The sequence below is a fragment of the Shewanella glacialimarina genome, from assembly GCF_020511155.1.
GTDB classification, from domain to species: domain Bacteria; phylum Pseudomonadota; class Gammaproteobacteria; order Enterobacterales; family Shewanellaceae; genus Shewanella; species Shewanella glacialimarina.
Window position 1 is genome coordinate 3,402,302 of sequence record NZ_CP041216.1, and the last position, 25,830, is coordinate 3,428,131.

Below are 25,830 nucleotides of genomic sequence, written 5' to 3' on the forward strand. Positions count from 1 at the left end.
CCTATTTATCTAACCTACCTTAATAGGGATCCATAATAACGATTAGCTGTTCAAGTCTTGGAAGAACTTTTTCACACCATCAAAAAAACCTTCAGCTTTAGGGCTATGTTTTTTTGACTCGCCTGTTAAGGTTGCCTCAAACTCACGCAATAACTCTTTTTGCTTATCGTTTAAGTTAACCGGTGTTTCCATCACCACTTTACACAGTAAATCACCTACTGCATGGCTACGTACCGACTTCACCCCTTTACCGCGTAAACGGAACATGCGGCCAGTTTGGGTTTCCGTAGGAATTTTAAGGCTGACTTTACCGTCAAGTGTTGGCACTTCAATCTCACCGCCTAAGGCAGCTTTGCTGAATGAAATAGGCACTTCACAGTAGAGGTTATTTGCATCTCGAGTGAAAATATTGTGTTCACGTACACTGACCTGAACATATAAATCACCCGGAGGAGCACCAAACTCGCCCGCTTCACCCTCACCGGTTAAGCGAATTCTGTCACCCGTATCAACACCTGCAGGGATCTTAACCGACAATGTTTTGCTCTTTTCAACACGGCCTTCACCATGACACTTGCTACAAGGGTCTTTGATAATTTTGCCGCGACCTTGACACGTTGGACAGGCCTGTTGAACGGCAAAGAAGCCTTGGCGCATTTGCACCTGCCCTTGACCATGACAAGTGCCACATGTGGTGGCTTGAGTGCCTTTTTTCGCACCGCTACCATCACATAAGTCACAAGCAGCTAATGTTGGAATGCGCAGTTCCTTGGTTAGGCCGCGTACGGCTTCTTCAAGGGATAATTCTAAGTTGTAACGTAAGTCACTGCCGCGCGCCGCTTGACGCTGACCGCCACCACGACGACCTCCGCCAAAGATATCGCCAAATACATCACCAAAGATATCGCCAAAGTCACCTTGTCCACCATGACCGCCGCCGCGATTAGGGTCAACACCTGCATGACCAAATTGATCATAAGCGGCTTTTTTGTCGCTATCAGTTAAAATTTCGTAGGCTTCTTTAACTTCTTTAAAGCTTGCTTCTGCCGCTTTATCACCTGGATTGCGATCAGGGTGAAATTTCATCGCTAAACGCTTGTAGGCTTTTTTAATTTCACGTTCACTGACATCACGACTGACACCAAGAACCTCGTAAAAATCACGCTTTGACATAGTGTTTTGCTTCTCGAAGGTTTGCTTAAAATTGATTAAGTATGATTGTGCAAACGGGCGTTAGAGGTAAGCCTCAACGCCCGCTTTATATTAACTAGTTGCTTTTGCTATCAAAAGTGACTAATTATTTTTTGTCGTCTTTCACTTCTTCAAACTCAGCGTCAACAACATCATCAGCAGGGTCTTGTTTACCAGCGTCAGTTGCTTGGTCTGCTCCGCCTTGCGCTTGCGCCTTGGCTTGTGCAATTTCCATTAACTTAGCTGAAGCTTCGATAAGCGCTTGAGTTGATTTATCAATGGCTTCTTTATCGTTGCTTTTCACTGCTGCATCAACATCAACGATTGCTGCTTCGATTTTCTCTTTATCTTCCGCTGGTAAATCATCACCCGCTTCAGTCACTTGTTTCTTAGTTGAATGCACTAAACCATCAGCTTGGTTACGTGCTTGTACTAATTCTTCAAACTTAGCATCTTCATCAGCGTGAGCTTCTGCATCACGTACCATTTGCTCAACTTCTTCATCGGTTAGACCAGAGTTAGCTTTAATGGTGATGTTTTGTGCTTTACCGGTTTTCTTATCAGTTGCAGACACTTTTAAGATACCGTCAGCATCAATATCAAATGCTACTTCAATTTGTGGTTGACCACGTGGTGCAGCACCAATGCCGTCTAGGTTAAATTGACCTAAAGATTTGTTGTAGCTAGCTTGCTTACGCTCACCTTGAAGTACGTGAATCGTCACTGCACTTTGGTTGTCATCAGCGGTTGAGAACGTTTGACTTGCTTTAGTCGGGATAGTGGTGTTCTTCTCGATAAGCTTAGTCATTACGCTACCCATGGTTTCAATACCAAATGATAACGGGGTTACGTCAAGTAGTAGTACGTCTTTCACTTCACCAGAAAGAACACCTGCTTGAATTGCAGCGCCTACAGCAACAGCTTCATCTGGGTTAACGTCTTTACGTGGCTCTTTGCCGAAGAAGTTTGTAACCGCTTCTTGCACTTTAGGCATACGAGTTTGACCACCCACTAAGATAACTTCGTTGATGTCTGATATTGATAAATCGGCATCAGCTAAAGCAACTTTTAATGGCTCTAAAGTACGTTGAATTAAGTCTTCAACTAATGCCTCTAACTTAGCACGAGTGATTTTAACCACTAAATGCTTAGGACCTGTTGCATCCGCTGTGATGTAAGGTAAGTTAACTTCAGTGGTGTTAGTGCTAGATAATTCGATTTTCGCTTTTTCAGCAGCTTCTTTAAGACGTTGCATTGCTAATGGATCTTTACGAAGATCTAAGCCCTGGTCTTTCTTAAACTCATCCGCTAGGTAATTAATTAAACGGTTGTCAAAGTCTTCACCACCTAAGTGAGTGTCGCCATTGGTAGCAAGTACTTCGAAAGTTTGATCGCCATCGTTGCTGTCGATTTCAATGATAGAGATATCAAAAGTACCACCACCTAAATCGTATACTGCAACAACGTTGTCGCCTTGCTTCTTATCAATACCGTAAGCTAATGCAGCCGCTGTTGGTTCGTTGATAATACGTTTAACATCAAGACCCGCTATACGGCCAGCATCTTTAGTTGCTTGACGTTGTGAATCATTAAAGTAAGCAGGTACGGTAATAACCGCTTCTGTTACTTCTTCACCTAAAAAGTCTTCTGCTGTCTTTTTCATCTTTTTCAAGATTTCTGCAGAAACCTGTGGTGGAGCCATTTTTTTACCACGTTGCTCAACCCATGCATCGCCATTATCTGCAGCGATAATTTTGAAAGGCATGATATCAACGTCACGTTGAACTTCGTCATCTTTGAAACGACGACCGATTAAACGCTTAATAGCAAAGAATGTATTAGCAGGGTTAGTCACTGCTTGGCGTTTTGCAGGCGAACCTACAATTGTTTCATCATCGGTATAAGCAACGATAGAAGGTGTTGTACGATCGCCTTCTGCGTTTTCAAGTACGCGTGCTTTGCCGCCATCAAGGACTGCCACACATGAATTTGTTGTGCCTAAGTCGATACCAATAATTTTGCCCATGAGGTCCTCCGAAAATTGACGTTATTCGTCAGTAAATTTGTTGTCTGGTATGGATATGGGGGTAAGCCAAACGGTTTTCAAGTATCTGTTAACTTAATAACCTTGACTTATATATCGCCCAAATCTTTCTTAACACTTTATATAGGGGCGCAAATTTCATTTACAAGGGGAAGTGAAAAAATTTATGCCGCTTTGCTAATATTAATGACAACAATATCTGCTAATACTCAATAAAACACACCATGCTCGAATAGGTATATCTACTGTAATGAACTAAAAAACATCCAATAATCAAAGGTGAAATCTAGAAAATAAAAAATACTTACTATTGTGCTTTAAGGTAATGTTTTAGCATGAAAAATTTAGGGTTTAGCGCTAACTGCTCATCTTTTTAGCGGCACAGGATTATTGCTCGCATTTCCGTCATTACTTGGAACATCCTGTCGTTATATTTTAGATGAACCTTGTAGTTGAAAAAACGACCAGCTATAACTATATATCAGTACGGTTAACTTAGCGTTAGCGACTAATATCGCCTGATGGGTTGTGTACTGATGTAAATGGACTTTAATACAAGGAGCGATGGCAATGGGACTGCCTAGATGGAATTTATCGAATAAAGCGGAGCGTCGTTTTCGCATAATAGTACTGACTTCAGTTGCACTACTATTGCTCTATGAAAAAATTAATGGCTCAAGCTCAACTCAATATGCTGCCATGTATTTGTGTGTTTTTTCTTTAGTGGGGACTTTTTTGACAAATGCGATTCAGCAACGTTACTTCACTTATGTTACCGAATACGCCCAAGCACTTCGTATTGTCGCACTACTGATGATGCTCTGCTTTTTAGGTATTTGGCTATATATCACTTACCAGGAGCTTAGTCAGGCAAGTATTTCATGATTACCTCTTGAGGTAGTTGACCATTAAAAATCAATAAAAAAGTCGATGTGAACATCGACTTAATGCAATACCCACACAGTACAACTCATAACACAGGGGTTTTATTTTGTTGTAACTGTTTTTGAATACTTTTCCAGCCACTCGCTACTGACTCGAGGTTTTCACGACGTTCAGGGAACCGATTAGCAAGATTACCCATTATAGTAATTTGCAATTCACATAACTCGTTCCAACGCTTAGCATTTGATATCGACATGACATTATCCTTAATAAAATAACAATCCATTTAACTAGTTTGAATTCAACTTACATCTGCCACTAATAAGTTGAATTATAGAGTGTAGACTAAAAATACATCAACCGTAACCAAACTGTAACATGAGTTTTTTTCAACCATACGACTCACCCATGGAATAATTTTGCTACGACTCACGTTTTGATAAAAAAAGATTGCACCGAAACAAATCGGGCGTATCTTTAATATATAAATAACAAAGATTAATGGACGCACGATATGGTAGAAACGTTATTAAAGATTTTATTTATTGGCGTGTTTTTTTTCATTGCCTACAAGCTGATTTTTTCAGGCAAGAAAGGGTTAACACTATTTGAAATGCACTTTAAGCAAGGTCGATTAAATCGACATAAAGGTAAAATTCCAGAGAAATTTGAGCGAGAATGTCGCTCCTTTGCCAAAGAGCATAAGCTGACCTGCACAATAAGAGCAGAAAGAGATAATCAAGTAAGGCTGCATGTCTCTGCCAACATAGGTGATGATCTCACCCAGCAAATTCGCAATGTCTTTCCCTTTGAATACTATGACCGCAAACAAGTCGATAACAGTAAGTTAAAAGGCTAAGCAGATGACACAACCTAAAATAGTGAATAAGCAGACATTGTTGTCTAAATGATTAAAACTCACTATTTTAGGAAAGTGATACTGAGTCTAGAAAAGTGACACTAAGTGTCAGTGTTGTAACAGAATCGATAGCTTGAATAATCCCAATTACTGCTTTTGAATCACTAATGTGACTGTGCCCACTGTCATACCAAATTTAATGATATCGCTTTTGTTAATAATGGTATTTTTATCCACTAAGAACATCCAATCATCAAATTCAACTTGATATTCAGTACCATCCACCATGAGCTTCATATCATAGCGCCATCTAAGTGCGCTGCCATTAGCCTCGCCTGTAGCCACACCTAAAATGTCATCTGCACGGCCTTCGAACTGACCATTACCTAAATCGGTTAAATACCAAATCCGTGTTTGCTTTTCACCGTCATCATAAATAAACCATTCTTTAAGTTCGCCTTGCTTGCCTTGTGGACTATCTTGCCAGCTGCCTTCCATTGTCACGGTGAACTTTCGTGTCACTTTACCGGAAAAATCTTGCACTATGCCCGAAGCGGTTAATTCACCGTCAAAAAAATCAACCAAATTTAACTCAGGTGTTGTACCTGCATAATCTTCAATTGAAGCGGACGAACAAGAAAACAAGCTAAAACAAACAGTAATAACGGCTAAGGCTTTAACAGATGATTGAGCTTTACCCCAAAACGTATTCAAAAATGAAGGGTTAATCATTGAGTTGCTCCAATTAATTGTTGACGTAAATCAGGCTTAGTTGTGGTTTCAGACAACCAAATACCAATAAAAGCGGCGCTAAACTCAGCATCCTCTAGCTGATAGAAAGGCTTATCATTAAACAGAAACTCGGCTTGTTTATCATTGTGGATAATAAAGCTAAGTGTGTCGTTCTTTTTAACATCAGGCCAGGAAAGGGTTAAATGCTTTTTTATACGGTTAATCTCCGATTCTGTTAACCCATTAGCTTGCCACTGCTCAGTAGTTGCCTCAATGAGTTCTGCTGCACTTATATCGCGGTGATATTGAATGGCTAATTTAATTGGAAATTGCTGGGGCTGATAAGTGCCATCAACTGAGTATAATTTGGCTAAGTAAACATCAAACCACAAAACATCTAAATCAGCCTCGCCAACTTGGACAAGAGGCGGCAAGATAAACTGTTTGCCAGCAGATTGTGATTTAAGCGATTCAGTGGTTTTAATTAAATCTGATGCCGCCGTGTGACTTAAACTAGCCTGATTAATGTTAGCGTCGCCTAGTGCCTTAACAGCCAAACCTGTAACTTTATTGACATCTTCAGCATAAACCATATTCGCTGCGCTCAGTATCAATACAAAATTTGCAAGCTTACTTATACTTGACATATTTACCTACCCTGTAAGCGTACATAGCACAGTTATCGTGACAACCGCACCGCTATATAAAGTGATACGGGAAATAGTACTGACCAGATCACCGCGAGAATAATAGCTGAATGAGTCATCCCCAAAGGCAAAATTACGGCATCAAACTTTGCCCCGGCAAGGTAACTTAAACAGCCAGAGACACCACCAATAATAACTTGAACAGGCAGGTTGAATTTATGTGCAAAACCTAAGCTTGCATTTAATGTCAGTGAAAAATATCCCCAAAGCAGTAATAACCACCATGGTATTGATGCAAAAACAAATACACCAAAATAAGTTAACCCAACATCGACAGCAACACCAAGGGCTGTAACAGTAAGCAGAATTACTACATCGGCTCTTTTGTTATCAGCTAATAGAAAATGTAATCCAATCAGCATCAATGATACTAAGATAAACTGGTTTTGATATAAGACCCCCAACCACCATATCGCTTGAAAGCTAACCGCGTTCAGCAGTAATTTTTTAAAAGCCGTTGTTTTATTAGCTACAACGGGTTCAGCTAAACTAAGCCTTGAAGAGGATGAAACAGATTTTTTCATGACACCCTCATTTATATAATACGTAATCTGAACAAGTTAGCTAACAAGCAAAATATTAGCTTTTTCGATAGCCAGGTCTTACCGCGGTTAAATGCACTGTACTGGTGGCGCGCTCTAAGAAACCACCTTCACAGTAGCTTAAGTAAAACTTCCACATTCTAATAAAATCATCACCGTATCCAAGTTTGGTAATGGTACTTTTGGCCATATCAAAATTATCATGCCAATGTTTTAGAGTGCGCGCATAATCAAGACCTATATCATCTAATGACCAAATAACCATGTCGGTTTTATTGGCGATATGACGGGACATTTCACTGATCGAGGGTAAACAGCCACCAGGGAAAATATAACGCTGAATAAAATCAACACTTTTGCGATAGCTATTGTAGCGTTGATCGGCAATGGTAATGGCTTGAATTAATAAACGCCCTTCAGGTTTAAGCATATGCTGTAGCTTTTCAAAAAAGCCCGGTAAATACTCATGCCCCACTGCCTCAATCATTTCAATTGACACCACGCGATCATATACCCCGGTGAGTTCACGGTAGTCTTGTTTTAACAAGGTGACCTTGTCTGATAAGCCTTCACTTTTAACCCGAGATAAAGCGTAATCGTATTGCGCATCTGAAATAGTTGTTGTAGTCACTAACACGCCATAATGCTTAGCAGCGTAAATTGCCAGGGCGCCCCATCCAGTGCCTACCTCTAATAAGGTTTGCCCTGGTTTTAAGTCTAAACGCTGACATATGGTATCTAGCTTGTGCAATTGCGCCTCAGCTAGACTGGCATCACTTGCTGGATAAATCGCACTAGAATACATCATTTCTGGGTCTAAAAACTGCTGATACATATCATTACCCAAATCATAATGGGCTAAGATATTGCGTTTTGAACCGGCTTGAGAATTTCGATTAAATATATGCTTAACGCGGTTTAGCCCATTACTTAACCAAGAAAAGTAACGTTCAATATTATCAAGCAAAGCTAAATTTCTGGCAAAAATTTGCACCACTTTAGTTAAATCAGGGCTGGACCAATGACCTTGAATATAAGCTTCACCTGCACCAATTGAACCACCAAATACTACCTGACGATAAAAACCTGGGTGTAACACTTGCATGGTGGCGTGAATGTCGCTTTCTGGATGACCAAATACATGCGATTGTGACGCATCAACAATCGTTAATTGCCCTTCAGCTAGATGAGCCAGTGCTCGTAATAAAATCTTTTTAGCAAAACTGTCTGATAACGTAGCTTGAGCAATACTTGTAACGGTTGCGGCATTATCCATGCTGGCACTCCATTCTAATTAAAAAATTAGCTTCAAATTTATAATATTAAGGGCTAATACGTACTGAGTACACATTTGGTTTACTTGAACTGCTGATTGTTTTCATGTGGGCACTTGTTTGGTTTGCTTGCCCACAAAAGGAATACGTTTGATAAATAGTTTTAAAGCTTGCCAATAAATACCCAAGACAATTTTGGCTGTCATGGCTGGGTACCCCAACATGAAGCGCTTAATATTTGGCGCAGTAAATGACATTCTTTTTAAGGCTATTGTGGCATCAAATAGCTTTTCATTAGCACTATTACGATTCTCAATGGTCACTTTAAGGCGTTTCTGCGGCGGTAAAATACGCCATAAATAGTGCATATCTAAGGTCATAAAAGGTGATACATGGAAAACTTTATCTGTATGATTGGTGTTCACTAAATCAATTAGATAGCAATGGCGCTCATTCCACGGGGTATTGCTGACTTCAGCCAGCATATAAAGTGGAGTCTTATCTTGATAACAAAAGAAAAAATTAACTGGACTGAAGTAAAAGCCAAAATGACGAATTTGGCCACAAAACACCACTCTGTTACAGCTTTGTTGAGCACCTAGCTTTTGTATTGTGACCAATGCACGCTGCTTTAATGCCTCAATTGCACTGAGCTTTTCAATGTTTAAACCTGAGGTAAAGTCCTCCCCAAATTGTTGACCAAGGCTTTTAAGATAATCATCGGCTTTAAAGGTGAGTAGTGCATTTTTTTCAGCAAATAATTTACTGGTATCAACCAATGCCGGTAACTCGTCTAAATCTAATGCCATCATAGCTATGTTATAACCAAAGCTATGGCGTTTAGGCACATGGCGTCTATGGCTGATGTTGCCATAGTAAATGCCACTACTTAACGCCGTATCTTCAATTATCATTGCGGTCATAAACTGATCTCAAATTGGTTACACACATCAACTGCGCTTCTCACGCCGTCCTCATGGAAACCGTTATACCAATAGGCACCCGCAAAGTAAGTATGTCGTTTACCTGATATAAGCTCACGCTTTGATTGCGCTTGCATACTGGCTTCATTAAAAACCGGGTGAGCATAATTAAATTTACGCAATATTTTACTTTCATCAATCAAGCCAGTTTGATTCAAGGTCACGCAAAAAGTCGGTGCTCCCTTGGGCAAGCATTGTAAAATATTCATATTATAGGTAACACTGGCGGGTCTGTCGCCCATCGCAACCTTATCATCACCGTCTAAACGATAGTTCCAACTTGCCCAAGCCGCCTTACGTTTTGGCAGTAAATTAATATCAGTATGCAGCACCACTTCATTATTTTGGTATTCCATTGCAGACAATACTTCATGCTCATCTTTGCTTGCATCACCTAACATAGCTAATGCCTGGTCGCTGTGGCAAGCCAATATAACTTCATCAAATTGCAGCCATTCGCCATTCAATACTTGAATTTTTACACCGTCATCACTACGGCAAATTGCCGTTACTGGGCTATTTAACAGAATATTATTCTTAAAAGGTTCAATAAGCTTAGGAATATAGCTACGCGAACCACCTTTCAATACCGACCATTGCGGACGGTCACTGATATTAAGCAAGCCATGATGCTGGAAGAAACGAATAAAAAATCGTAACGCAAAGGCGCGCATATCATTAATACTGGCAGACCAAATGGCTGCACCCATTGGTAGAATATAATGTTCACAGAAAAATGGGCTAAAATTATGTTTATCGAGATATTCACCTAAACTCATTACAGGATAGGTATCTGACTCATAAATGGCTTTGCAATCGTTATTAAAACGTACTATTTCTGCTAGAAAACGATAAAAATCAGCTTTGAAAATGTTACGTCTTTGGGCAAACATACTCCATAGGGTATGACCATTGTATTCAAGCCCAGTGAAAGCATTGTGTACACTAAAGCTCATCTGTGTCGGTAATGACTCAACCCCAAGCTTTGCCATTAACTTTTCAAATCTTGGGTAGGTGCGATCATTAAAAACAATAAAGCCAGTATCAATAGCGTAGCTTTTGTTGTCGACCTCGACATCAACCGTCGCTGTGTGTCCGCCAATGTAATCATTGGCTTCAAAAACAGTTACCCTGTGCTTACTACTAAGTAAATGTGCACAGGTTAAACCCGATATGCCGGTTCCTATCACCGCAATGTTTTTCATTCTTATTCCTATTGTACAAACTTGACGCTTTACAGTTAATTTGGGTATATATTCAATAATGCTTTTTTATTTGACGGCTTTATCTGCAAGTAACTTGATAAGTATTTTCTCTGGAAGCCAAGATAAACACTTGAGTATAAGGGTAAAACGCTTAGGAAAATGGATTTCGAACTTGCGCTGTGCCATCCCCTTAAAAATCCGTTCTGCTGCTTGATCGCTACTGATTTGCATCGGCATAGCAAAATCATTTTTGGCGGTAAGCGGTGTGTCAACAAAACCAGGACAAATTACACTTACTCCAATATCAACACTGGGGTTAGCGGCCAAATCTAACCTTAAACTGCGGCCTAAGTAACTTATTGCGGCTTTAGAAGCACCGTATGCCTCTGCCCTTGGGAAAGGTAAATAAGTTGCACTGGAGCTCATTAATCCTAATTGGCCGCCTTTTGTGAGCTGAGGTAAAAATGCGCGGATGCAATGTCCAACCGCAATCAGATTGGTAGTTATGACTCGACTAAAAAGCATGGCATCAAACTCAATAACATCGTCAATATACTCACAGGTTCCAGCATTTAAGATAACTTGGGTAAGCTGAAGCTGCTTATCTGCTAGGTACTGTTTCAGCGCAATACCAGCCTGATTCACTTGCTCAGGTTGTGTAATATCAAATGTTAAAAAATGACCCACATTTAAACCCGCTAATACGGTTTCATTTCTACCACATGCGATGACATGGAAACCTTTAGCTGCGTAAAACTTAGCACTTGCTAAACCAATGCCCGATGTTGCTCCAGTTATCAGAACCGCTGATGATGAGGATTGATGATGGCTCATATTGTTACCCCATTCTATTGTTTAATATGCGAATAACACCGCCAAGCATTGGCACATGCTGATAGAGCATCTGACCAGCATCAAAGTAATCTCTATGATAAAAAATAGTGTCGTTAAATTTTAATAGACTCATACCATCCACTTTAATGGTTTGCCCTTTATTCAGTTTAGGGTGAGCATAGCTCATAGTCCAAAACAAAGATGCTTGCTGCTGGCAATCACTGACTATTATATGGGTTATGTCAAAATGTATATGGCTTACATTTTCGTATAAATTGGCAAAGTACTTGGTGAGTTGCTTTAATCCATTAACTTGATGCAAAGGGTCTTGAAATTGTATTTCGGCTGCATAAATTTCAGATAAGCGTTGCAAATTATTTTTATTCAACACCTGATAAAGCTCAATAAAGTGCTTAATAATCGCAGGTGACTGAGTAGCCGACACTGGCAATTCAGTCACTGTGGACGCTTCTGACATATAACACTCCGTTTGTATAACTAACATACTTACCATAAAGCCTACTGAATAAAAGCACAATGACTTTAGTGACAATCAGTTAGCGGGGATTTACTGTAAAATAAGTTGCAGTAAAAAGATGATTTAAACAGTGAATGTTACGTTTGGGAGTGGATAATAGATCAGTAAAAAAGCACTTAAGTCTCCTTAAGCGCTTTTATAGTCAAACTCAGTATATATAGAATTAGCGAAGTAACTGCTCATATCCATTAAGAGCGACCGGTTGCCAATGTTTATCCACTTGTTGTTTGATAAAACTATCTTTGGCTTTTTGCGCCTCATCTTTATTAAATCCGATAGCGGCATGGGCTTTTTCTTTGGTGCTAATATCAGGGTAATCCACTTTATTAATGCCAAATTTTTGTAACACTACTGCTAATAACGTGCGGGATAAAGTGACTTGTTCAATCGCCTTATCAAGCAATGCATTCCCCTCTTCAGGGTTGTGAGCATACAAACCATGGGATGCCATGGCAAAGTCCCAGCGCCACTGGCCATGACGAATATTCATTATAGGATCATTCATTAGATCCCACGTAGCTCCCGCATCCCACGCAGCTTTTGCCTCAAAATGGGCTTTCACTAGCAAGCCTTCAACTTCACGTGCCTTGGCATTAATCAGGAGTTTATTTTTTAGCAGAGTTTGTGTGATGGCTTTCTGGCTACTGTGACAAGTTTTACAGGTACGATCAAAATTATTCAGGGCATTACCTACTTTATGGTCGGTAAAATCATTGCCTTTATCATCGATTGTCGGTGGCATATGGCAGGTTATACATGTCACCCCTGCTTCAGCATGTTTACTGCGGCTCCAATGTTCAAACTCAGGATGGCGTGCTTTGAGCATAGGCGTTTTTGAAATGGGGTGGATCCATTCATAGAAGCGACGTGTGTCATAATATTTTTCAATGTCATCGGCGGTGCTACCGAAAATCCACGGAATATTAACCTTATTACTACGCTCAGGCTGAAAGTAGTAAGTGACATGACATTGGCCACACACCTGAGCACCTTTCATACTGGTATTTTGCTTATCAAAAGGCAGTTTAATTTTAGCCATCGCATCCTGCGCGTGTGGCCTTGGCAATGCCAACTTAGCGCTTCCATCCTCATGACAGTCACTGCAATAAACGACTGACTTTATCTCAGTACCTAAATCAGTAAAATTAGCGCCAGAAAAACCTTCAATACCCATCTCTTCCATTAATCTAGGGGCGTCGGGTGTTTTACAAGTCCAGCAACTGGCTGAAAGCCCTTTCTGGCCTTCTTCTACAGATACACCTGTGCGCAAAATATGAGCAACATCCGATACCGCAAACTGGTGCCCTCGGGGACTATTATATTCTTTAGCAAAAGATGACCCCGCCCAAAGAATAATATTGGCTGGATAGGCTGCCAACATGTCTTGCTTTTCCGTTTGCTCAGATGTGGCTAACCAAGTTTGATATTGACTAGGAAATCGAGTTTTATTCTGCTCGTCAACACTGATATCGGCCAAGGCTGTTAAGCTAAAGAAAACCGTTATTAAAGTAGTTATCGCGATCTTGGTACCTTTTTTATTAACAATCTTAACTGACATAATTCACTCTTTCATTTGTTAGGTTAACCTGGACGTCCATCTAATCTAGGCTTGGTAAGAATCGGGGCATAATGCCAAACAAACATACCAAAACTAATAAACCAGCATGCTCCCGCCAACCACAACCAGGTTGAAGTATACTGGGGGATCCACAATGGCATCACCGCACGAAAAATTGCTGCCAGAGGTAAACCAATAAAAGCTATCACCATATTAGGGCCTTGATAAATATTGCGACTAGTGTGCCCCAATGACACCCGCGATATCATCGACAAACATAATGATGCAATACCGCCAACAGCAAATAGATGTAATAAAATGCGATACGCAAACTCATTATTTATTTGCCACGCCATAGCCAACAAGGTGATAGGTAATGCCCAATATGAAACATGTAAAGACCACAGCATTGGTTCTTTAAATGTTTTATGCCCTTTCCAACGAGATACTCTTACTAACTGTAATATGCCTGCACTGAGTAAAAAGCCCTGTTCAATTTCACGGGGGAATAAATGGAGAACAGATTGAACGAACAACAATCCCATCACTAATAATAACGTTATCTCAAGTGCTTGAATGGGATTGGGCTTTGGATGTTGTAATTTCATTGCGGTAAAAAAAGGAATAACTCGACCACCAACAATAGTTATCACCATCGCAAGCCACCAAATCATTGCCTGCCAAAGTTGAGTTGATAGAGAAAAGTTACGCTCGTATAAAGCATAGTAACTGACTAAATTAACCACTAAAGCAACAACTAACATAATAGGGAAGCCAATATTGCGCCACTGCCTTGCGGTATAAATACAGCGCCATAAGGTTGCCGCGCTAATGCCCAAAAATAAGCTGTCAAACAGTGCAGGTAACCAAAGTGGGATATTGAATGGCAATAACAGAAGTAATCTTGCCCCCAACCAACAACCAAATGTGAGTGCGAGCAGCCGCCCCTTCATAGTAGGTTGGTTGGTCCAGGCTTGCGCTGCCGTTAATAAAAAGCCACACACAATAGCCATAGCAAAGCCAAATAGCATCTCATGTGGATGCCACCATAAAGACAACACATTGGCCCAAAACTCACCATTAAAAAGACTGTTCTGCGGTGTAAACCACCCCATTAACCAGATTGGAATATATAAGGCAGCGACCACAGCACCACCTAAAAAAAACGGCCTAAAACCTAAGCGCCAAATTGCAGGAGTGTTGTCAATGTCTGCTGGATCATCAATATTTAACATTTATTGCCGCCTTAACTATGTCCAAAAATTAAACATGCATATTATATAAATCTTTATGTGAAGTTTATGCTTATTAAATAATTTGTTCAATAACAATAGAGACTCATCACCATAAAGCCTTTAAAAGTGTGATCTGGTTGGTGATCTGAATAGATAAGCCTGTTATGTAGATAAGTGATTTAACCACTCATTCAATACGGTAAAATTAGCGATGAATAACAAATGAATAATTAGATAGATTGCTATGACGACTGTGTACCCGATAACGCAGTTAATGTTAATATGAACTTTATTTAGCTTGCGCGCTCAATCAATTCTAGTGCATAGCCGTCCAGAAATGCTCACTGAACCAGTGTGAGTACACCACGCTTCAACAACAGTTTAATTAACGTTGTGAAAATATACTTAAAAATAAAGACCACTCACATAGAAGTTTTGGGTGACAAACATTGAACCAGGGATATTCAAAATGACAAAAACACTCGCATTTGATGTCTATGGGACTTTGATCGACACTCATGGTGTAGTGGCTTTATTGATCAAAATGTTCAAACAAAAAACATTAGAGCGCGAAACTGAGTCGGTAATTAAACAAGCTTATGCATTTAGCCAAACATGGCGAGATAAGCAACTTGAGTATTCTTTTAGACGCGGTTTAATGCAGCAATATAAAGAGTTCTCGATTTGCACTCGAGATGCACTGGAATACACTTGCCAGTTTCATACGATCCCGCTCACTAACAGTCAAAAATGCCAACTGTTAGAAAGCTATCTGACTTTGCCAGCTTTTGATGACGTCGCGCCAGCTTTACAAACCCTAAAAGAAAAAGGCATTAGCCTGTTTGCGTTCTCTAATGGTGAATACTCTGCGGTCGAGTCGCTATTGAAAAACGCAAATATTTTAGCGTATTTTGAAGGTATTGTGAGCTGTGAAGCAATTATGACCTTTAAGCCTAATCCTGCGGTGTATGAATATTTCATTCAAACCACAAACTCAATGCAGAATGAAGTTTGGCTTATATCCAGTAATTCTTTTGATATTCTTGGCGCGGTGGCATCTGGCTTTAAAACCGCTTGGGTGAAACGTTCACCACAAATGATATTTGATCCCTGGGGAGTATCGCCCACCCAAACGATTACTGATTTAGCCCAGTTAGATACGATAATTTAGCTTCAGTAAAATGTTTTCTTTAGTATCAGACGAATCATCACACATACGCTGCCATCACAAGAAAACTTGCATCGCTAATCTCCTAATAATCTTTGGGATATTTAAGCTTAAGTATGACTTTAATGGGATTGAACTGAGCCGTTAGAGGTGACAAGCTTATTTTTAGATAAAAAAATCGGCATAGCCTAGACTATGCCGACGTTTAATTTAAGGTAAGCGTGATGCCATACATTTGTATTTATCTGCGCTTCAACTATCCTCGCTTTAGTGCAGCTAACACTTCAATTGCCCGTTTTCTGGCAGAGCTATGTTCAACAATTGGCATAGGATAAACCTTATCTTGCTTTGCGCGATCAGAGAACAAATCTGCCATCAAATTGGCCTGCTGTGCTTTAAGGTGTGGCTCGTGTATGTGTTTCAAACTCCAACCAGCAATTTCGGGCACAAACTGTTTTATAAAGCTAGCATCGGGGTCAAATTTACTGCTTTGGGTCATAGGATTAAACACCCTAAAATAGGGTTGTGCATCACAACCTGTACCAGCAGACCATTGCCAACCACCATTGTTAGCGGCCAAATCACCGTCTATTAATTGCTGTCTGAAATACTGCTCACCCCAGCGCCAATCAATTAATAAATGCTTAGTTAGAAAGCTGGCAACGACCATGCGTAATCGATTATGCATCCAACCAGTTTGATTTAACTGACGCATTGCTGCATCAACAATGGGATAACCTGTTTGTCCTTTGCACCAAGCATCAAACTCGGTCTTATCGTTACGCCATTGTATGTGTTTACCTAAATCGTTGAAGTTTTGGCCGCGAGATAATTTAGGAAATGCCACCAGCAAATGGCGATAAAACTCACGCCAAATAAGTTCGTTAAGCCAGGTTTTTGCAGGGCTTGCATCATTTATCAGTGCATCAGGATAATGAAACAAAATCGCCGTAATACATTGCCGAGCGCTAATCACGCCAATGGCTAAATAAGGCGATAAACGACTGGTTCCCTCTATGGCAGGAAAGTCGCGCTGTTGTTGGTAATCGCTAATATCTTGCGCAATAAACTGCTGCAACAACTCTCTTGCACTATCTTCTCCTGCGGCCCACTGCTGACTACTAACAGGATTGGGATAATGCGATTGAATATTGAACTTGATGGCATCTGATGTGCCAATAGGCGCATTAAAAGTTGCTGCTGGCAGAGGTTTAATTAACTTACCCGCGGCTATTTTTTTCCACGCTTTTGAAAATGGGGTAAAAACCTTATACATGGTGCCAGACAGAGTCGTTACGGTTCCGGCTTTAAGCAAACAATCCTGCTCAATTAATGCTAAAGGAATACCCGCTGCGATTAATTTTATATCGCGCTGACGTTCATTATATTCAGGTTCATTAGCAGCAAATATTTTACCAATTTGATGCTCGGCACAATATTGTTGTAACCATGGCAATATATCGTCAAAACAGCTCAAATGAACAACATCTAAAGCAATACCAATACTGGCTAAACTTTGCCTAAGCAAGTTAACATGTCGTTCAATAAAGTCTATTTGAATGGCGGCGACATCATGTTCAGCCCACTGGGCAGGTGTGACAAAGTACACAGCCTTAACGTGTGAATTTTGCTGTAGGGCAAACTCACACGCTTGACTCAGTGCAGGATGATCATGAATACGTAAATCTTGTCTAAACCACACAAGACTGTTTACTGCTAATGGCATTGGCTACCTTACTTGTTTGTCATCTCGTTAAAAGTGAATGTCTTAATAGGCATAACGTAGCTTTAACGTTTCAGGATGCGGATTTAGATAGATTTGCTCCGCAATATAAGGCACTTCAAACTCTTTCAAATAGTGATTAATTAACGTAATAGGTACCAGTAAAGGCAATAAACCCTCACGATATTTCATTATAGATTCAGTTAACTCTTCTTTTTGGCGCGCATTTAAATGCTTTTTAAAATAACCCTGAATATGTTGTAACGTACTAGTGTGATTTTTACGGGTAGCCTTGACCTTTAAAGCGGTCATGAAACCAGTAAAATAGGTATTAGCTGTTTGTTCTAAATCTTTAATATCGGCTAAGACAGGGCCTAACTCACGGTACCATTTAGGGCTGTGAGCCATAAGCAGGTATTTGTAACGGGAATGAAACTGAATTAACTTATGCTTTGTTAATCCCGAGGCTAACATTTTACGCCAATCATCATAGGCATACACGCGGGTAAAGAAGTTTTCGCGAATGATCATGTCATTTAAACGGCCTTCTTCTTCAACAGGCAGCAATGGGTATTTATCCATTAATGCTTTAGCAAACACCCCTATACCACTTTTAGTACTGTTATTGGTGCCAATTTTATACTCTAAAACACGCTCCATTCCGCAAGTCGGTGACTTAGCACATAGAACATATCCACCTAAGTAACCTAACTCAGCCACTTTATTTTGACTAAATTCAGTTAATTTAGCAGTGACATCAAGGCTACCATCTGCACTTTGAATGTATAGAAGATCGCCATCAAGTACTTGGCGAATACTTTTTCTTGGCGCACCCATACCAATCGCCATTTCAGGGCAAATGCTGGTGTATTCAAAAAAGGGTTCAATTTCTTTGGCGCAGTAATAAGAATTTTTATGGCCACCGTCGAATCGAACTTCATTACCGAGCAAACAACTGCTGATACCAATTTGAATTTTTTCTGGCATAAATATCTCTAATTTATTCATAAGAACGCACTCCTGTGGCGGTTAAAATAAAAGTAGTGCTCTTTACATTGGCTGCTAATACGAGTCTTTGTTAAAAGTAGTTCATTTTAGCATACTTAGCATTTGACATATTTAGCGCTTAGTATGCTTTGCTCCGAAAAGCTCTAGCAACCACACTAATCCAATACCGAATAAAGCACACGCTAACGCTAAGCCCAGTTGGTGGGTTTCACCTGTAATAGCTTGGAAATCAAATGGAGTTAGATTTTGCTCAAGTAACGGTACTTGTTTTCCGCTAGAATTTTCTCGCCAAGTAACAACTTCTTTCCAGGGCCAAATTTTACCTAATGTACCTAACATCAGCCCGATAAGAAACATCAAAGTCGCATCATGAAACTTGCGCAGTAAAGCAGAAAGCACATGACTGAAGCTTAACAGACCTAGCACACATCCCATGGCAAAACAGGCTAAATAAGCAATATCAAACCCTTTTACTGCGGCTAATACCGCAGGATATATGCCGATAAGAAGCAAAATAAAACTACCTGAGATGCCCGGTAAAATCATTGCACAAATAGCGATAGCGCCAGCAAAGAAGAAGTTGATATAGCTCGCCTCTATCGCAACAGGATTTAATACCGTAATCCCCCAAGCAAACAACACACCCAGCGCAAATAACGCTATCCGCTGTAGATTAAACTGACTAACTTGTTTAAGCATATGAAAAACAGAAAACAATATCAGCCCAAAAAAGAATGACCAAACCGGAATAGGATGAGCCACAATTAACCATGAAATTAATTTTGCAAAGGCAAAAATACTGGTCAAAATACCACCAAAAACACACACCAAAAATGGGCCGTTGATATGTAAAAAAGCTGCTTTAAGCCCCTGTTGGCGCACAATTCCAAATAATGTAGGGTTAATTTTCCTAATACCATCAAGCAAAGGGTCTAAAATACCTGTGATAAAGGCTATGGTTCCGCCTGAAATACCAGGTACGACATCAGCAGCGCCCATTGCCATGCCTTTTAAATACGTTATAAATAACTTCAAAATTAATCCTAATCCATGATCTAAACTGCATAATATTGCTAGCGATTATACCCACTTGCCGTTAGGCAAACTACTAGCAGAGTATGAACATTAATGCTAATCTCATCCGACCAGACAATAATAACCCGAAATGGATTATGAATAACAACAAACCTAATAAAGTCATGGCATTATATCAAAAGGTGACAAGCTACCCTTTTGGTCACGCTCTATTTTCTAAAATGGTGTCTCGTATGGCACCGTATTTCGGCACCATCCATCCATACATTACATCCTTAAAAGAGCATAGATGTGAATGTTTGATCAAAAAGCGTAAAAGTGTCCAAAACCATATTGGTACGGTTCACGTTATCGCGATTTGTAACGGTATGGAAATGGCGATGGGGACTATGGCTGAAGCCTCTATCCCTAAACACTTACGCTGGATCCCTAAAGGTATGTCGGTAGAGTATACCGCCAAAGCTGGCACTGACATTTTATGTGTGGCAGAAGTTCAACCAGAGCAATGGCAAGTTGGCGATATGTTAGTCGATGTAAAAGCTTACGACACTAATGGTGTGGTGGTTGTTCAAGGCCATATTAAATTATGGATTTCAGAAAAGCCGCAGAAGGTATAAGCTAAGTTCACAAATGGACTAAATCTTTAGAATGATAAAACCATTACACTTTAATAATGGTTTTATCATCAATTATGGATGATACATGCTTATAAACCGTAAAATCGACCAAGCTTTAGCACCTTCAAATGATAATGGTATTTCCCGACACCAAACTCTTCTAACACATGGGCGGATCGCCAATTTAGATGCCATAAGGGGTTTTGCCTTACTAGGTATTTTGTTCCTCAACATCTACTATATGGCGAACAATTTTTATGGTTATGCTCCACACCAACCAGAGATAGCATCCGATTTAACGATAGAGATTGTCAGTAATTTTCTATTAGAAGGCCGCTTTATCAGCTTGTTTTCGATGTTGTTTGGCGCAGGTCTGTGGTTGCAATATCAAAAAACCACCAGCCTTGATAGTAAAAGTGATGGTGACAAAAGTGAGCACGGTAAAAATCGCATAAAACGCCGACTTTACTTATTAATCGGACTCGGGGCTATTCACGGGGTATTTTTATTTTCCGGTGATATTTTACTAAGCTATGGTTTATGTGGCTTAGTGGTCTGTCGATACTTCACCCTTGAGCCAAAACAATTACTCGCTAAATCGGCACTGTTTTTGTTGGTCGCAATGACCGTCATCGCTCTTATTTCAATTACCCTTGAGGATGAACAATTCTACCGCGGTTCAGACTATTTTATTGAACAACTCGCCATATGGACTGGCAGCTATACAGACCAAGTCGTCATGCAAGCCTATATGATTGGTTATATGTTACTGATTATTCCCATTTCGATTCTCTGGTATGGCGCAAGTTTAATGCTAATAGGGATGACCTTAATGAAGCAAGGTTATTTTGAGCGCGGATTCAGTCATAAGCAACTTGGGTTATTTGCCTGTATAGGCATCGCTTTTGCTAGCATTGACAGTCTATTAAGCCTGTCCGACTCTGCTGTGCTAAAAGAGGTTTCTGGTATATTTATGATGCTTGGCGCCATTCCAACAGCACTAATTTACTGGCATATCATTGTAAAAATTTGTCAAAACAATCCGTTAAAATTAACCCTATTACAAAATATTGGCCGACTGTCGTTAAGTTTTTATATTCTACAATCTCTTTTAGGCGTATTGCTATTACGACATTGGATGCCACAATGGCAAATGGAGTTTGATCGTATCGACTACATGCTTCTAGCAATAGTATTAGGTCTATTACAACTATTTTTAGCCGCTGTGTATTTACGTTTTTTCTCCCAGGGGCCGCTAGAGTATTTAATGACGAAGTTAACTCAGCGCAGTCAATAATGTCGCTTCAACACATCGCATAATGCCCCCAGATAAGCAAAATACTTAGGAGTAATTTTGAAGCATTTAATCCATTATTATCAGTATATTCGCATGATATTGATTAGCGTAATTCTAATTGGTCTTTCAGGATGTATTAGCTGGGTCACCCCAGCGGTAACACCTCAGTTAACTGAGTTACAAGCGGGTGAATACACTTTAGACCCCAATCATGCTGCGCTACTGTTTAAAATTCAGCACTTAGGCCTGTCTACCTATGTGGGACGTTTTAATCAATTTGATGCCCGACTGAGTTTTGATCCTAACAACATGCCAGCGGCACAATTAGAAGCCACAGTGCAAATTGATTCATTAGATATTAATAATCAAAAACTTGAAAAAACCCTGCAAAATAGCAGCTGGTTTGATAGTGAGCAGTTTCCGCAGGCTTATTTTAAAAGCCAAAAAGTCACCCCTATTGATGTAATAAATACCGATCCTAACATCAACAATCAGTTTGAGTTCCATGGCCTGTTAACCCTACACGGTGTGACTAAACCGGTTACATTTAACGCTACTTTTCATGGTGGCGCCGATAACTGGATGACGGGAAAATACACCCTAGGTTTTAGTGCGATAGGCACAATTAAGCGCTCTGACTTTGGCATGAGCAGTTACATCCCCATTGTGGGCGATGAAATTCAATTAGAAATTTATGCGGAGTTTTTAAAATGATGATATTTGCCGTTATCATGCTAGGAATATGGATAGCGTTATTGGCTGTGGGATATAGTTTTTATGCCCTATCCCCATGGGTTATTGGCGCGTTTATTGGCTTAAATCTATTGAGTTTTATTATCACCTGGTACGACAAACGTATTGCCACACATAATCAACAGCAATCCTCTTCATTAAATCAACGCAGTCGAATAAGTGAAAAAACCTTATACATTTACGCCCTACTCGGTGGCTGGCCTGCGGCAATAATAGCCCAACAGCACTTTCGGCATAAAACTCAAAAGAATGCTTTCAAATATCGATTTTGGTTGTCGATTATTGCCAATATCCTGCTTACTATCGGCATCAGTTACTTGTACCTGCTATACATGATTTAAGTCATTAAGTTTATTTAACTTGGCGCAAAAAGCCTTCATTGTGACCTCAATATAAACTAGGGTACACTACAACAATACTTTCCATTATTGATAATAAAGAGAATTTTTCATGCGCATGATCATTGCCGTAGCCGTAATCGCTTTAGTTATTTTTTACTTTTTCAACCAAATGACTAACCAAAAAGCTGCTAAAGAAAACATTGCTAAAGGCAGTACCTTTTTAGCTGAAAATGCCAAGCGTGAGGGCGTAGTACAAACTTTATCAGGCTTACAGTATGAAGTGATCACTAAAAGTGACAACACCGAACACCCAACCGCTAAAAGCAATGTAACCGTGCATTACCATGGCACCTTGATTGACGGTACTGTTTTCGACAGCTCAGTTGAGCGCGGACAAACAATTGCCTTTCCACTGAATCAGGTCATTAAAGGTTGGACCGAAGGCGTTCAGCTAATGACTATTGGTGATAAATTCCGCTTCTATATTCCAAGTCAATTGGCTTATGGCAATCGTACTAGCGGCAAAATTGTTGGCGGGTCAGTGTTGATTTTTGATGTTGAGTTATTTGAAATTAATTGATTTAGTTCACTTTATTACTTTACCTAAACGCCTCATTTTTTGAGGCGTTTTTGTTCTGGTAAACTCAACCAAAATAATTAAGCTGTTTCACCTCACTATGGCACTGCACTTGAGCATTAACATTGTAAATACAGCTATAGTGGTTATCTAAAATAATATTTCACCCAATAGGTGAAAGAAATCGCTCCTTTATCCTGTCTTTAGTATTTATCTGCACCTTAGGTTCACAAAACTCGCTTTTTCCGCTTAGGTTTAAAGCACTTATTTATTGTCATGAGCAACACAAACTTATCGAGGTCCTCAATGTTACTGAATAAAATACCCCTACTGATTAAAGCCAGCTTAATTATTTCTCTTCCATTAATTACCTCACCAGCAACAGCCTCAGAAAAAACCATTGCTGAACTGGTAGATGCTATAAATGGTACGCCTGATACGGTAAGTCGTGATGCGGGTAAAAAAGTGAAGTTGCGTAACCATGCAAAGGGATTTTGTACCTCAGGTGTGTTTAAGCCCAACCCAGCAATCAATGACACTTTAACTATTCCATTTTTAAATCAAGCTGAAATAGACATCATTGCACGTTTTTCCTTAGGAGGAACCAACGCCCATACAACAGATAAAACCGCGGGTCGCTTTATGTCACTTAAAATTGATGGCGATAAAGAAAGCTTAAACTTTGTCACCTCTAATGCTGAAGTGTTTTTCGCCAGTAATCTAGATGATTTTTTTACCTTCCAAACCAAAGTCAAACAGGGACCAGAAGGTAAGCAATGGCTTATTGATAATAAACCTCACGCTAAAGCTTTTTTTGGTTATGTAAAGCAACTCACCCCAACCGCAAGCTATGCTAATAATCGCTATTTTGGGGTTAATAGTTTTCTATTTACATCAAAAGATGGCCAATCAATTCCAGGTCGTTGGATTTTCGAACCAGTTGAAGGGGTAATTGGCGCATCAACAACACAGCTGGCTAAGCTAAGTGATGATTTTTTACAGGACGAGTTAACAAATCGCGTTGAAAATAAACCGGCAAAATGGGACTTATTTATTCAACTTGCAGAAGCAGAAGATAAAATTAATGACCCAACCATTGTATGGCCACAATCACGTCAACGACTGCTGGTCGGCCAAGTGATTATCAATGGCAGTAATGACAGTGCTAACGCTACCCAGGATTGTGCTAAAGGGATTTTTAACCCGCTATTACTGCCAAAAGGTATTGCGCCTTCGAACGATCCTATTCTAAACGCCCGCACACCGGCTTATATTGAGTCTTTTATCAGACGTAATTAATCCGTTAACTCAATAGCGCTTGCGTATACCTACATACAAGCTATACGCAATCGCTATTAAGGTTATTCTATGATGCTTACAAAGCTAATGAACTCAAAAGACATGTTTAAGCTAACCTTTCCCCAAGATAAAAAGGATCATCTATTGATTTTGCAGGCAGGGTAAACCACTTTGCCCCTGCTGTTGTCATATAAAAATGGTCTTCATGACGCACGCCAAACTCACCTGGCACACATAGCATAGGCTCGTTACTAAAACACATACCTTCAGCTAATGGTGTGCGATCGCTTTTAACTAAATATGGCCATTCATGAATATCTAAACCAATCCCATGACCAGTGCGATGCGGTAGACCTGGAACGGCATAATCCGGTCCAAAACCTGCTTGCTCTAATATTTGTCTCGCTGCAGTATCCACATCACCACAGGGTAAATCAATTTTAGCGATATTAAACGCCGCTAACTGCGCTTGTTGTTCCAATTGCCATAATTCACGTTGGCGCGTGCTTGGCTCACCATACACATAAGTGCGGGTGATATCTGAGTTATAACCTTCTAATTGGCAACCGGTATCAATCAGCACAGTATCATTTTTGTCTAGCGCTTTAGGCGACTTAACCCCGTGCGGGTAAGCGGTATCTTCACCAAATAACACAATACAAAAATATGACCCGCGCTTGGCTCCCACTTTACGATGCGCGCTATCAATAAAGGCGCTCACTTCGTCTGTGGTAATACCTTCATATAAAATACTCGCGGCGGCTTTGTGCACTTCAATCGTCATGTTCATGGCTTGTTGAATAAGCGCTAACTCGGCCGGAGACTTAATCATACGACAACCCGCAGTAACTGATTTAGCATCAACTAAAGTTAACTGTGGTGCGGCTTTCGCAATACCATTACTGATAAAATAGGAAGTCGACTCATCAATAGCGAGTTTGGCATGACTGGCCTCTATTCCCATTGCTACTAGAGTGTCAACGAGCAACACATATGGACTTTCATCTTCGTGCCAAGTATTCACAGTCCCCTCAACCAGCATATAGCCTTTGATGGTATCAAGTTCAAACGCAGGAGCAATATACTGCACCTCACCTTTAGCGGGTAAAATAGCGCCCACCATTCGCTCACTGGCAAACCAGCGCATACCGGTAAAGTAATAAAGGTTGGTACCAGCATTAAGATAAACCGCATCGATGCCTTGTTGCTGCATCAATTGCTGCGCTTTGATGATACGCGCTTCAAATTCAGCTAAGGCTATTGGCTCAACATCCTGAGTCATATTTTTTAAGCCTTCAAGGGCTTGCTGTGGACTAACGCCACCGATACCGATTGTCATGTAAAACTCCAAATTAGTGGGTTATGCTTTATTAATACAGCAAAAGAATAGCCGATAATGCGCGTTGAAATTGTATACAATATAAA

At 40.1% G+C, this 25,830-nt stretch carries 26 protein-coding genes; 9 read left to right on the plus strand and 17 right to left on the minus strand.

Annotated elements, in window-relative coordinates; genetic code table 11:
• Positions 1–42: 42 nt before the first annotated feature.
• The gene (dnaJ, locus tag FJ709_RS14905) at positions 43–1,173 is read right to left on the minus strand and encodes a molecular chaperone DnaJ (RefSeq protein ID WP_226410809.1); all 1,131 of its coding nucleotides are present in this window, start codon (positions 1,171–1,173) and stop codon (positions 43–45) included.
• 124 nt (positions 1,174–1,297) lie between these two features.
• Entirely contained in the window at positions 1,298–3,217 is a 1,920-nt protein-coding gene (dnaK, locus tag FJ709_RS14910; protein ID WP_226410810.1) for a molecular chaperone DnaK, read from the minus strand.
• 588 nt (positions 3,218–3,805) lie between these two features.
• Here dnaK and FJ709_RS14915 point away from each other — a divergent pair.
• Entirely contained in the window at positions 3,806–4,120 is a 315-nt protein-coding gene (locus FJ709_RS14915; RefSeq protein ID WP_226410811.1) for a hypothetical protein, read from the plus strand.
• 85 nt (positions 4,121–4,205) lie between these two features.
• Here FJ709_RS14915 and FJ709_RS14920 read toward each other — a convergent pair whose 3' ends face one another.
• Positions 4,206–4,376 (minus strand): hypothetical protein, encoded by a 171-nt coding sequence (locus FJ709_RS14920; RefSeq protein ID WP_226410812.1) that lies wholly within the window; start codon positions 4,374–4,376, stop codon positions 4,206–4,208.
• A gap of 258 nt (positions 4,377–4,634) precedes the next feature.
• On the opposite strand from FJ709_RS14920, the gene FJ709_RS14925 reads away from it, so the two are divergent.
• Entirely contained in the window at positions 4,635–4,979 is a 345-nt protein-coding gene (locus tag FJ709_RS14925; protein WP_226410813.1) for a DUF3634 family protein, read from the plus strand.
• A 147-nt stretch (positions 4,980–5,126) separates the two neighbouring features.
• Here FJ709_RS14925 and FJ709_RS14930 read toward each other — a convergent pair whose 3' ends face one another.
• The 10 genes from FJ709_RS14930 to FJ709_RS14975 all read right to left on the minus strand — a co-directional run bounded on the left by FJ709_RS14930 (position 5,127) and on the right by FJ709_RS14975 (position 14,587).
• On the minus strand, positions 5,127–5,711 hold the full coding sequence (locus tag FJ709_RS14930) for a DUF3833 domain-containing protein (RefSeq protein ID WP_226410814.1): 585 nt from the start codon (positions 5,709–5,711) through the stop codon (positions 5,127–5,129).
• The gene (locus tag FJ709_RS14935) at positions 5,708–6,358 is read right to left on the minus strand and encodes a chalcone isomerase family protein (RefSeq protein WP_226410815.1); all 651 of its coding nucleotides are present in this window, start codon (positions 6,356–6,358) and stop codon (positions 5,708–5,710) included. The genes FJ709_RS14930 and FJ709_RS14935 overlap by 4 nt, the downstream gene beginning before the upstream one ends.
• 32 nt (positions 6,359–6,390) lie before the next feature.
• A complete protein-coding gene (locus FJ709_RS14940) occupies positions 6,391–6,942 on the minus strand; it encodes a DUF2878 domain-containing protein (RefSeq protein WP_226410816.1) in 552 nt (183 codons plus the stop codon).
• 55 nt (positions 6,943–6,997) lie between these two features.
• Positions 6,998–8,236: an SAM-dependent methyltransferase gene (locus tag FJ709_RS14945; RefSeq protein ID WP_226410817.1), complete on the minus strand. Its 1,239-nt coding sequence runs from the start codon at positions 8,234–8,236 to the stop codon at positions 6,998–7,000.
• Between the two features lie 102 nt (positions 8,237–8,338).
• A complete protein-coding gene (locus FJ709_RS14950) occupies positions 8,339–9,157 on the minus strand; it encodes a DUF1365 domain-containing protein (protein WP_226410818.1) in 819 nt (272 codons plus the stop codon).
• The gene (locus FJ709_RS14955) at positions 9,154–10,422 is read right to left on the minus strand and encodes an NAD(P)/FAD-dependent oxidoreductase (RefSeq protein WP_226410819.1); all 1,269 of its coding nucleotides are present in this window, start codon (positions 10,420–10,422) and stop codon (positions 9,154–9,156) included. The genes FJ709_RS14950 and FJ709_RS14955 overlap by 4 nt, the downstream gene beginning before the upstream one ends.
• Positions 10,423–10,488: 66 nt before the next feature.
• Entirely contained in the window at positions 10,489–11,256 is a 768-nt protein-coding gene (locus FJ709_RS14960; RefSeq protein ID WP_226410820.1) for an SDR family NAD(P)-dependent oxidoreductase, read from the minus strand.
• Between the two features lie 4 nt (positions 11,257–11,260).
• Positions 11,261–11,734: a nuclear transport factor 2 family protein gene (locus FJ709_RS14965; protein WP_226410821.1), complete on the minus strand. Its 474-nt coding sequence runs from the start codon at positions 11,732–11,734 to the stop codon at positions 11,261–11,263.
• Between the two features lie 223 nt (positions 11,735–11,957).
• Positions 11,958–13,352 carry an ammonia-forming cytochrome c nitrite reductase subunit c552 gene (locus FJ709_RS14970; RefSeq protein ID WP_226410822.1) on the minus strand — a complete coding sequence of 465 codons (1,395 nt, stop codon included), beginning with the start codon at positions 13,350–13,352 and terminating at the stop codon, positions 11,958–11,960.
• 23 nt (positions 13,353–13,375) lie between these two features.
• Positions 13,376–14,587 (minus strand): NnrS family protein, encoded by a 1,212-nt coding sequence (locus FJ709_RS14975; protein WP_226410823.1) that lies wholly within the window; start codon positions 14,585–14,587, stop codon positions 13,376–13,378.
• 469 nt (positions 14,588–15,056) lie between these two features.
• Between FJ709_RS14975 and FJ709_RS14980 the strand changes: the two genes are divergently transcribed.
• On the plus strand, positions 15,057–15,758 hold the full coding sequence (locus FJ709_RS14980) for a haloacid dehalogenase type II (protein ID WP_226410824.1): 702 nt from the start codon (positions 15,057–15,059) through the stop codon (positions 15,756–15,758).
• A 253-nt stretch (positions 15,759–16,011) separates the two neighbouring features.
• Here the strand turns inward: FJ709_RS14980 and phrB are convergent, their stop codons facing one another.
• The 3 genes from phrB to FJ709_RS14995 all read right to left on the minus strand — a co-directional run bounded on the left by phrB (position 16,012) and on the right by FJ709_RS14995 (position 19,521).
• Positions 16,012–17,481 (minus strand): deoxyribodipyrimidine photo-lyase, encoded by a 1,470-nt coding sequence (phrB, locus tag FJ709_RS14985; RefSeq protein WP_226410825.1) that lies wholly within the window; start codon positions 17,479–17,481, stop codon positions 16,012–16,014.
• A gap of 42 nt (positions 17,482–17,523) precedes the next feature.
• Positions 17,524–18,486 (minus strand): YbgA family protein, encoded by a 963-nt coding sequence (locus FJ709_RS14990; protein WP_226410826.1) that lies wholly within the window; start codon positions 18,484–18,486, stop codon positions 17,524–17,526.
• Positions 18,487–18,597: 111 nt separating this feature from the next.
• The gene (locus tag FJ709_RS14995) at positions 18,598–19,521 is read right to left on the minus strand and encodes a DUF368 domain-containing protein (protein ID WP_226410827.1); all 924 of its coding nucleotides are present in this window, start codon (positions 19,519–19,521) and stop codon (positions 18,598–18,600) included.
• Positions 19,522–19,658: 137 nt separating this feature from the next.
• Between FJ709_RS14995 and FJ709_RS15000 the strand changes: the two genes are divergently transcribed.
• The 6 genes from FJ709_RS15000 (at position 19,659) to FJ709_RS15025 (ending at position 24,405) form a co-directional block, all read left to right on the plus strand.
• Positions 19,659–20,138 (plus strand): hotdog fold domain-containing protein, encoded by a 480-nt coding sequence (locus FJ709_RS15000; RefSeq protein WP_226410828.1) that lies wholly within the window; start codon positions 19,659–19,661, stop codon positions 20,136–20,138.
• An 85-nt stretch (positions 20,139–20,223) separates the two neighbouring features.
• The gene (locus FJ709_RS15005) at positions 20,224–21,435 is read left to right on the plus strand and encodes a DUF418 domain-containing protein (protein WP_226410829.1); all 1,212 of its coding nucleotides are present in this window, start codon (positions 20,224–20,226) and stop codon (positions 21,433–21,435) included.
• Between the two features lie 57 nt (positions 21,436–21,492).
• Complete coding sequence (locus FJ709_RS15010; RefSeq protein ID WP_226410830.1) at positions 21,493–22,149, plus strand: YceI family protein; 657 nt, start codon at positions 21,493–21,495, stop codon at positions 22,147–22,149.
• Entirely contained in the window at positions 22,146–22,529 is a 384-nt protein-coding gene (locus FJ709_RS15015) for a DUF1294 domain-containing protein (protein WP_226410831.1), read from the plus strand. Before FJ709_RS15010 ends, FJ709_RS15015 begins: the two co-directional genes overlap by 4 nt.
• A gap of 109 nt (positions 22,530–22,638) precedes the next feature.
• Positions 22,639–23,109, plus strand: a complete 471-nt coding sequence (locus tag FJ709_RS15020) for an FKBP-type peptidyl-prolyl cis-trans isomerase (RefSeq protein ID WP_226410832.1) — start codon at positions 22,639–22,641, stop codon at positions 23,107–23,109.
• Between the two features lie 303 nt (positions 23,110–23,412).
• Positions 23,413–24,405 (plus strand): catalase family peroxidase, encoded by a 993-nt coding sequence (locus tag FJ709_RS15025; protein ID WP_226410833.1) that lies wholly within the window; start codon positions 23,413–23,415, stop codon positions 24,403–24,405.
• A 106-nt stretch (positions 24,406–24,511) separates the two neighbouring features.
• Here FJ709_RS15025 and FJ709_RS15030 read toward each other — a convergent pair whose 3' ends face one another.
• A complete protein-coding gene (locus tag FJ709_RS15030; RefSeq protein WP_226410834.1) occupies positions 24,512–25,744 on the minus strand; it encodes a M24 family metallopeptidase in 1,233 nt (410 codons plus the stop codon).
• Positions 25,745–25,830: the final 86 nt, after the last annotated feature.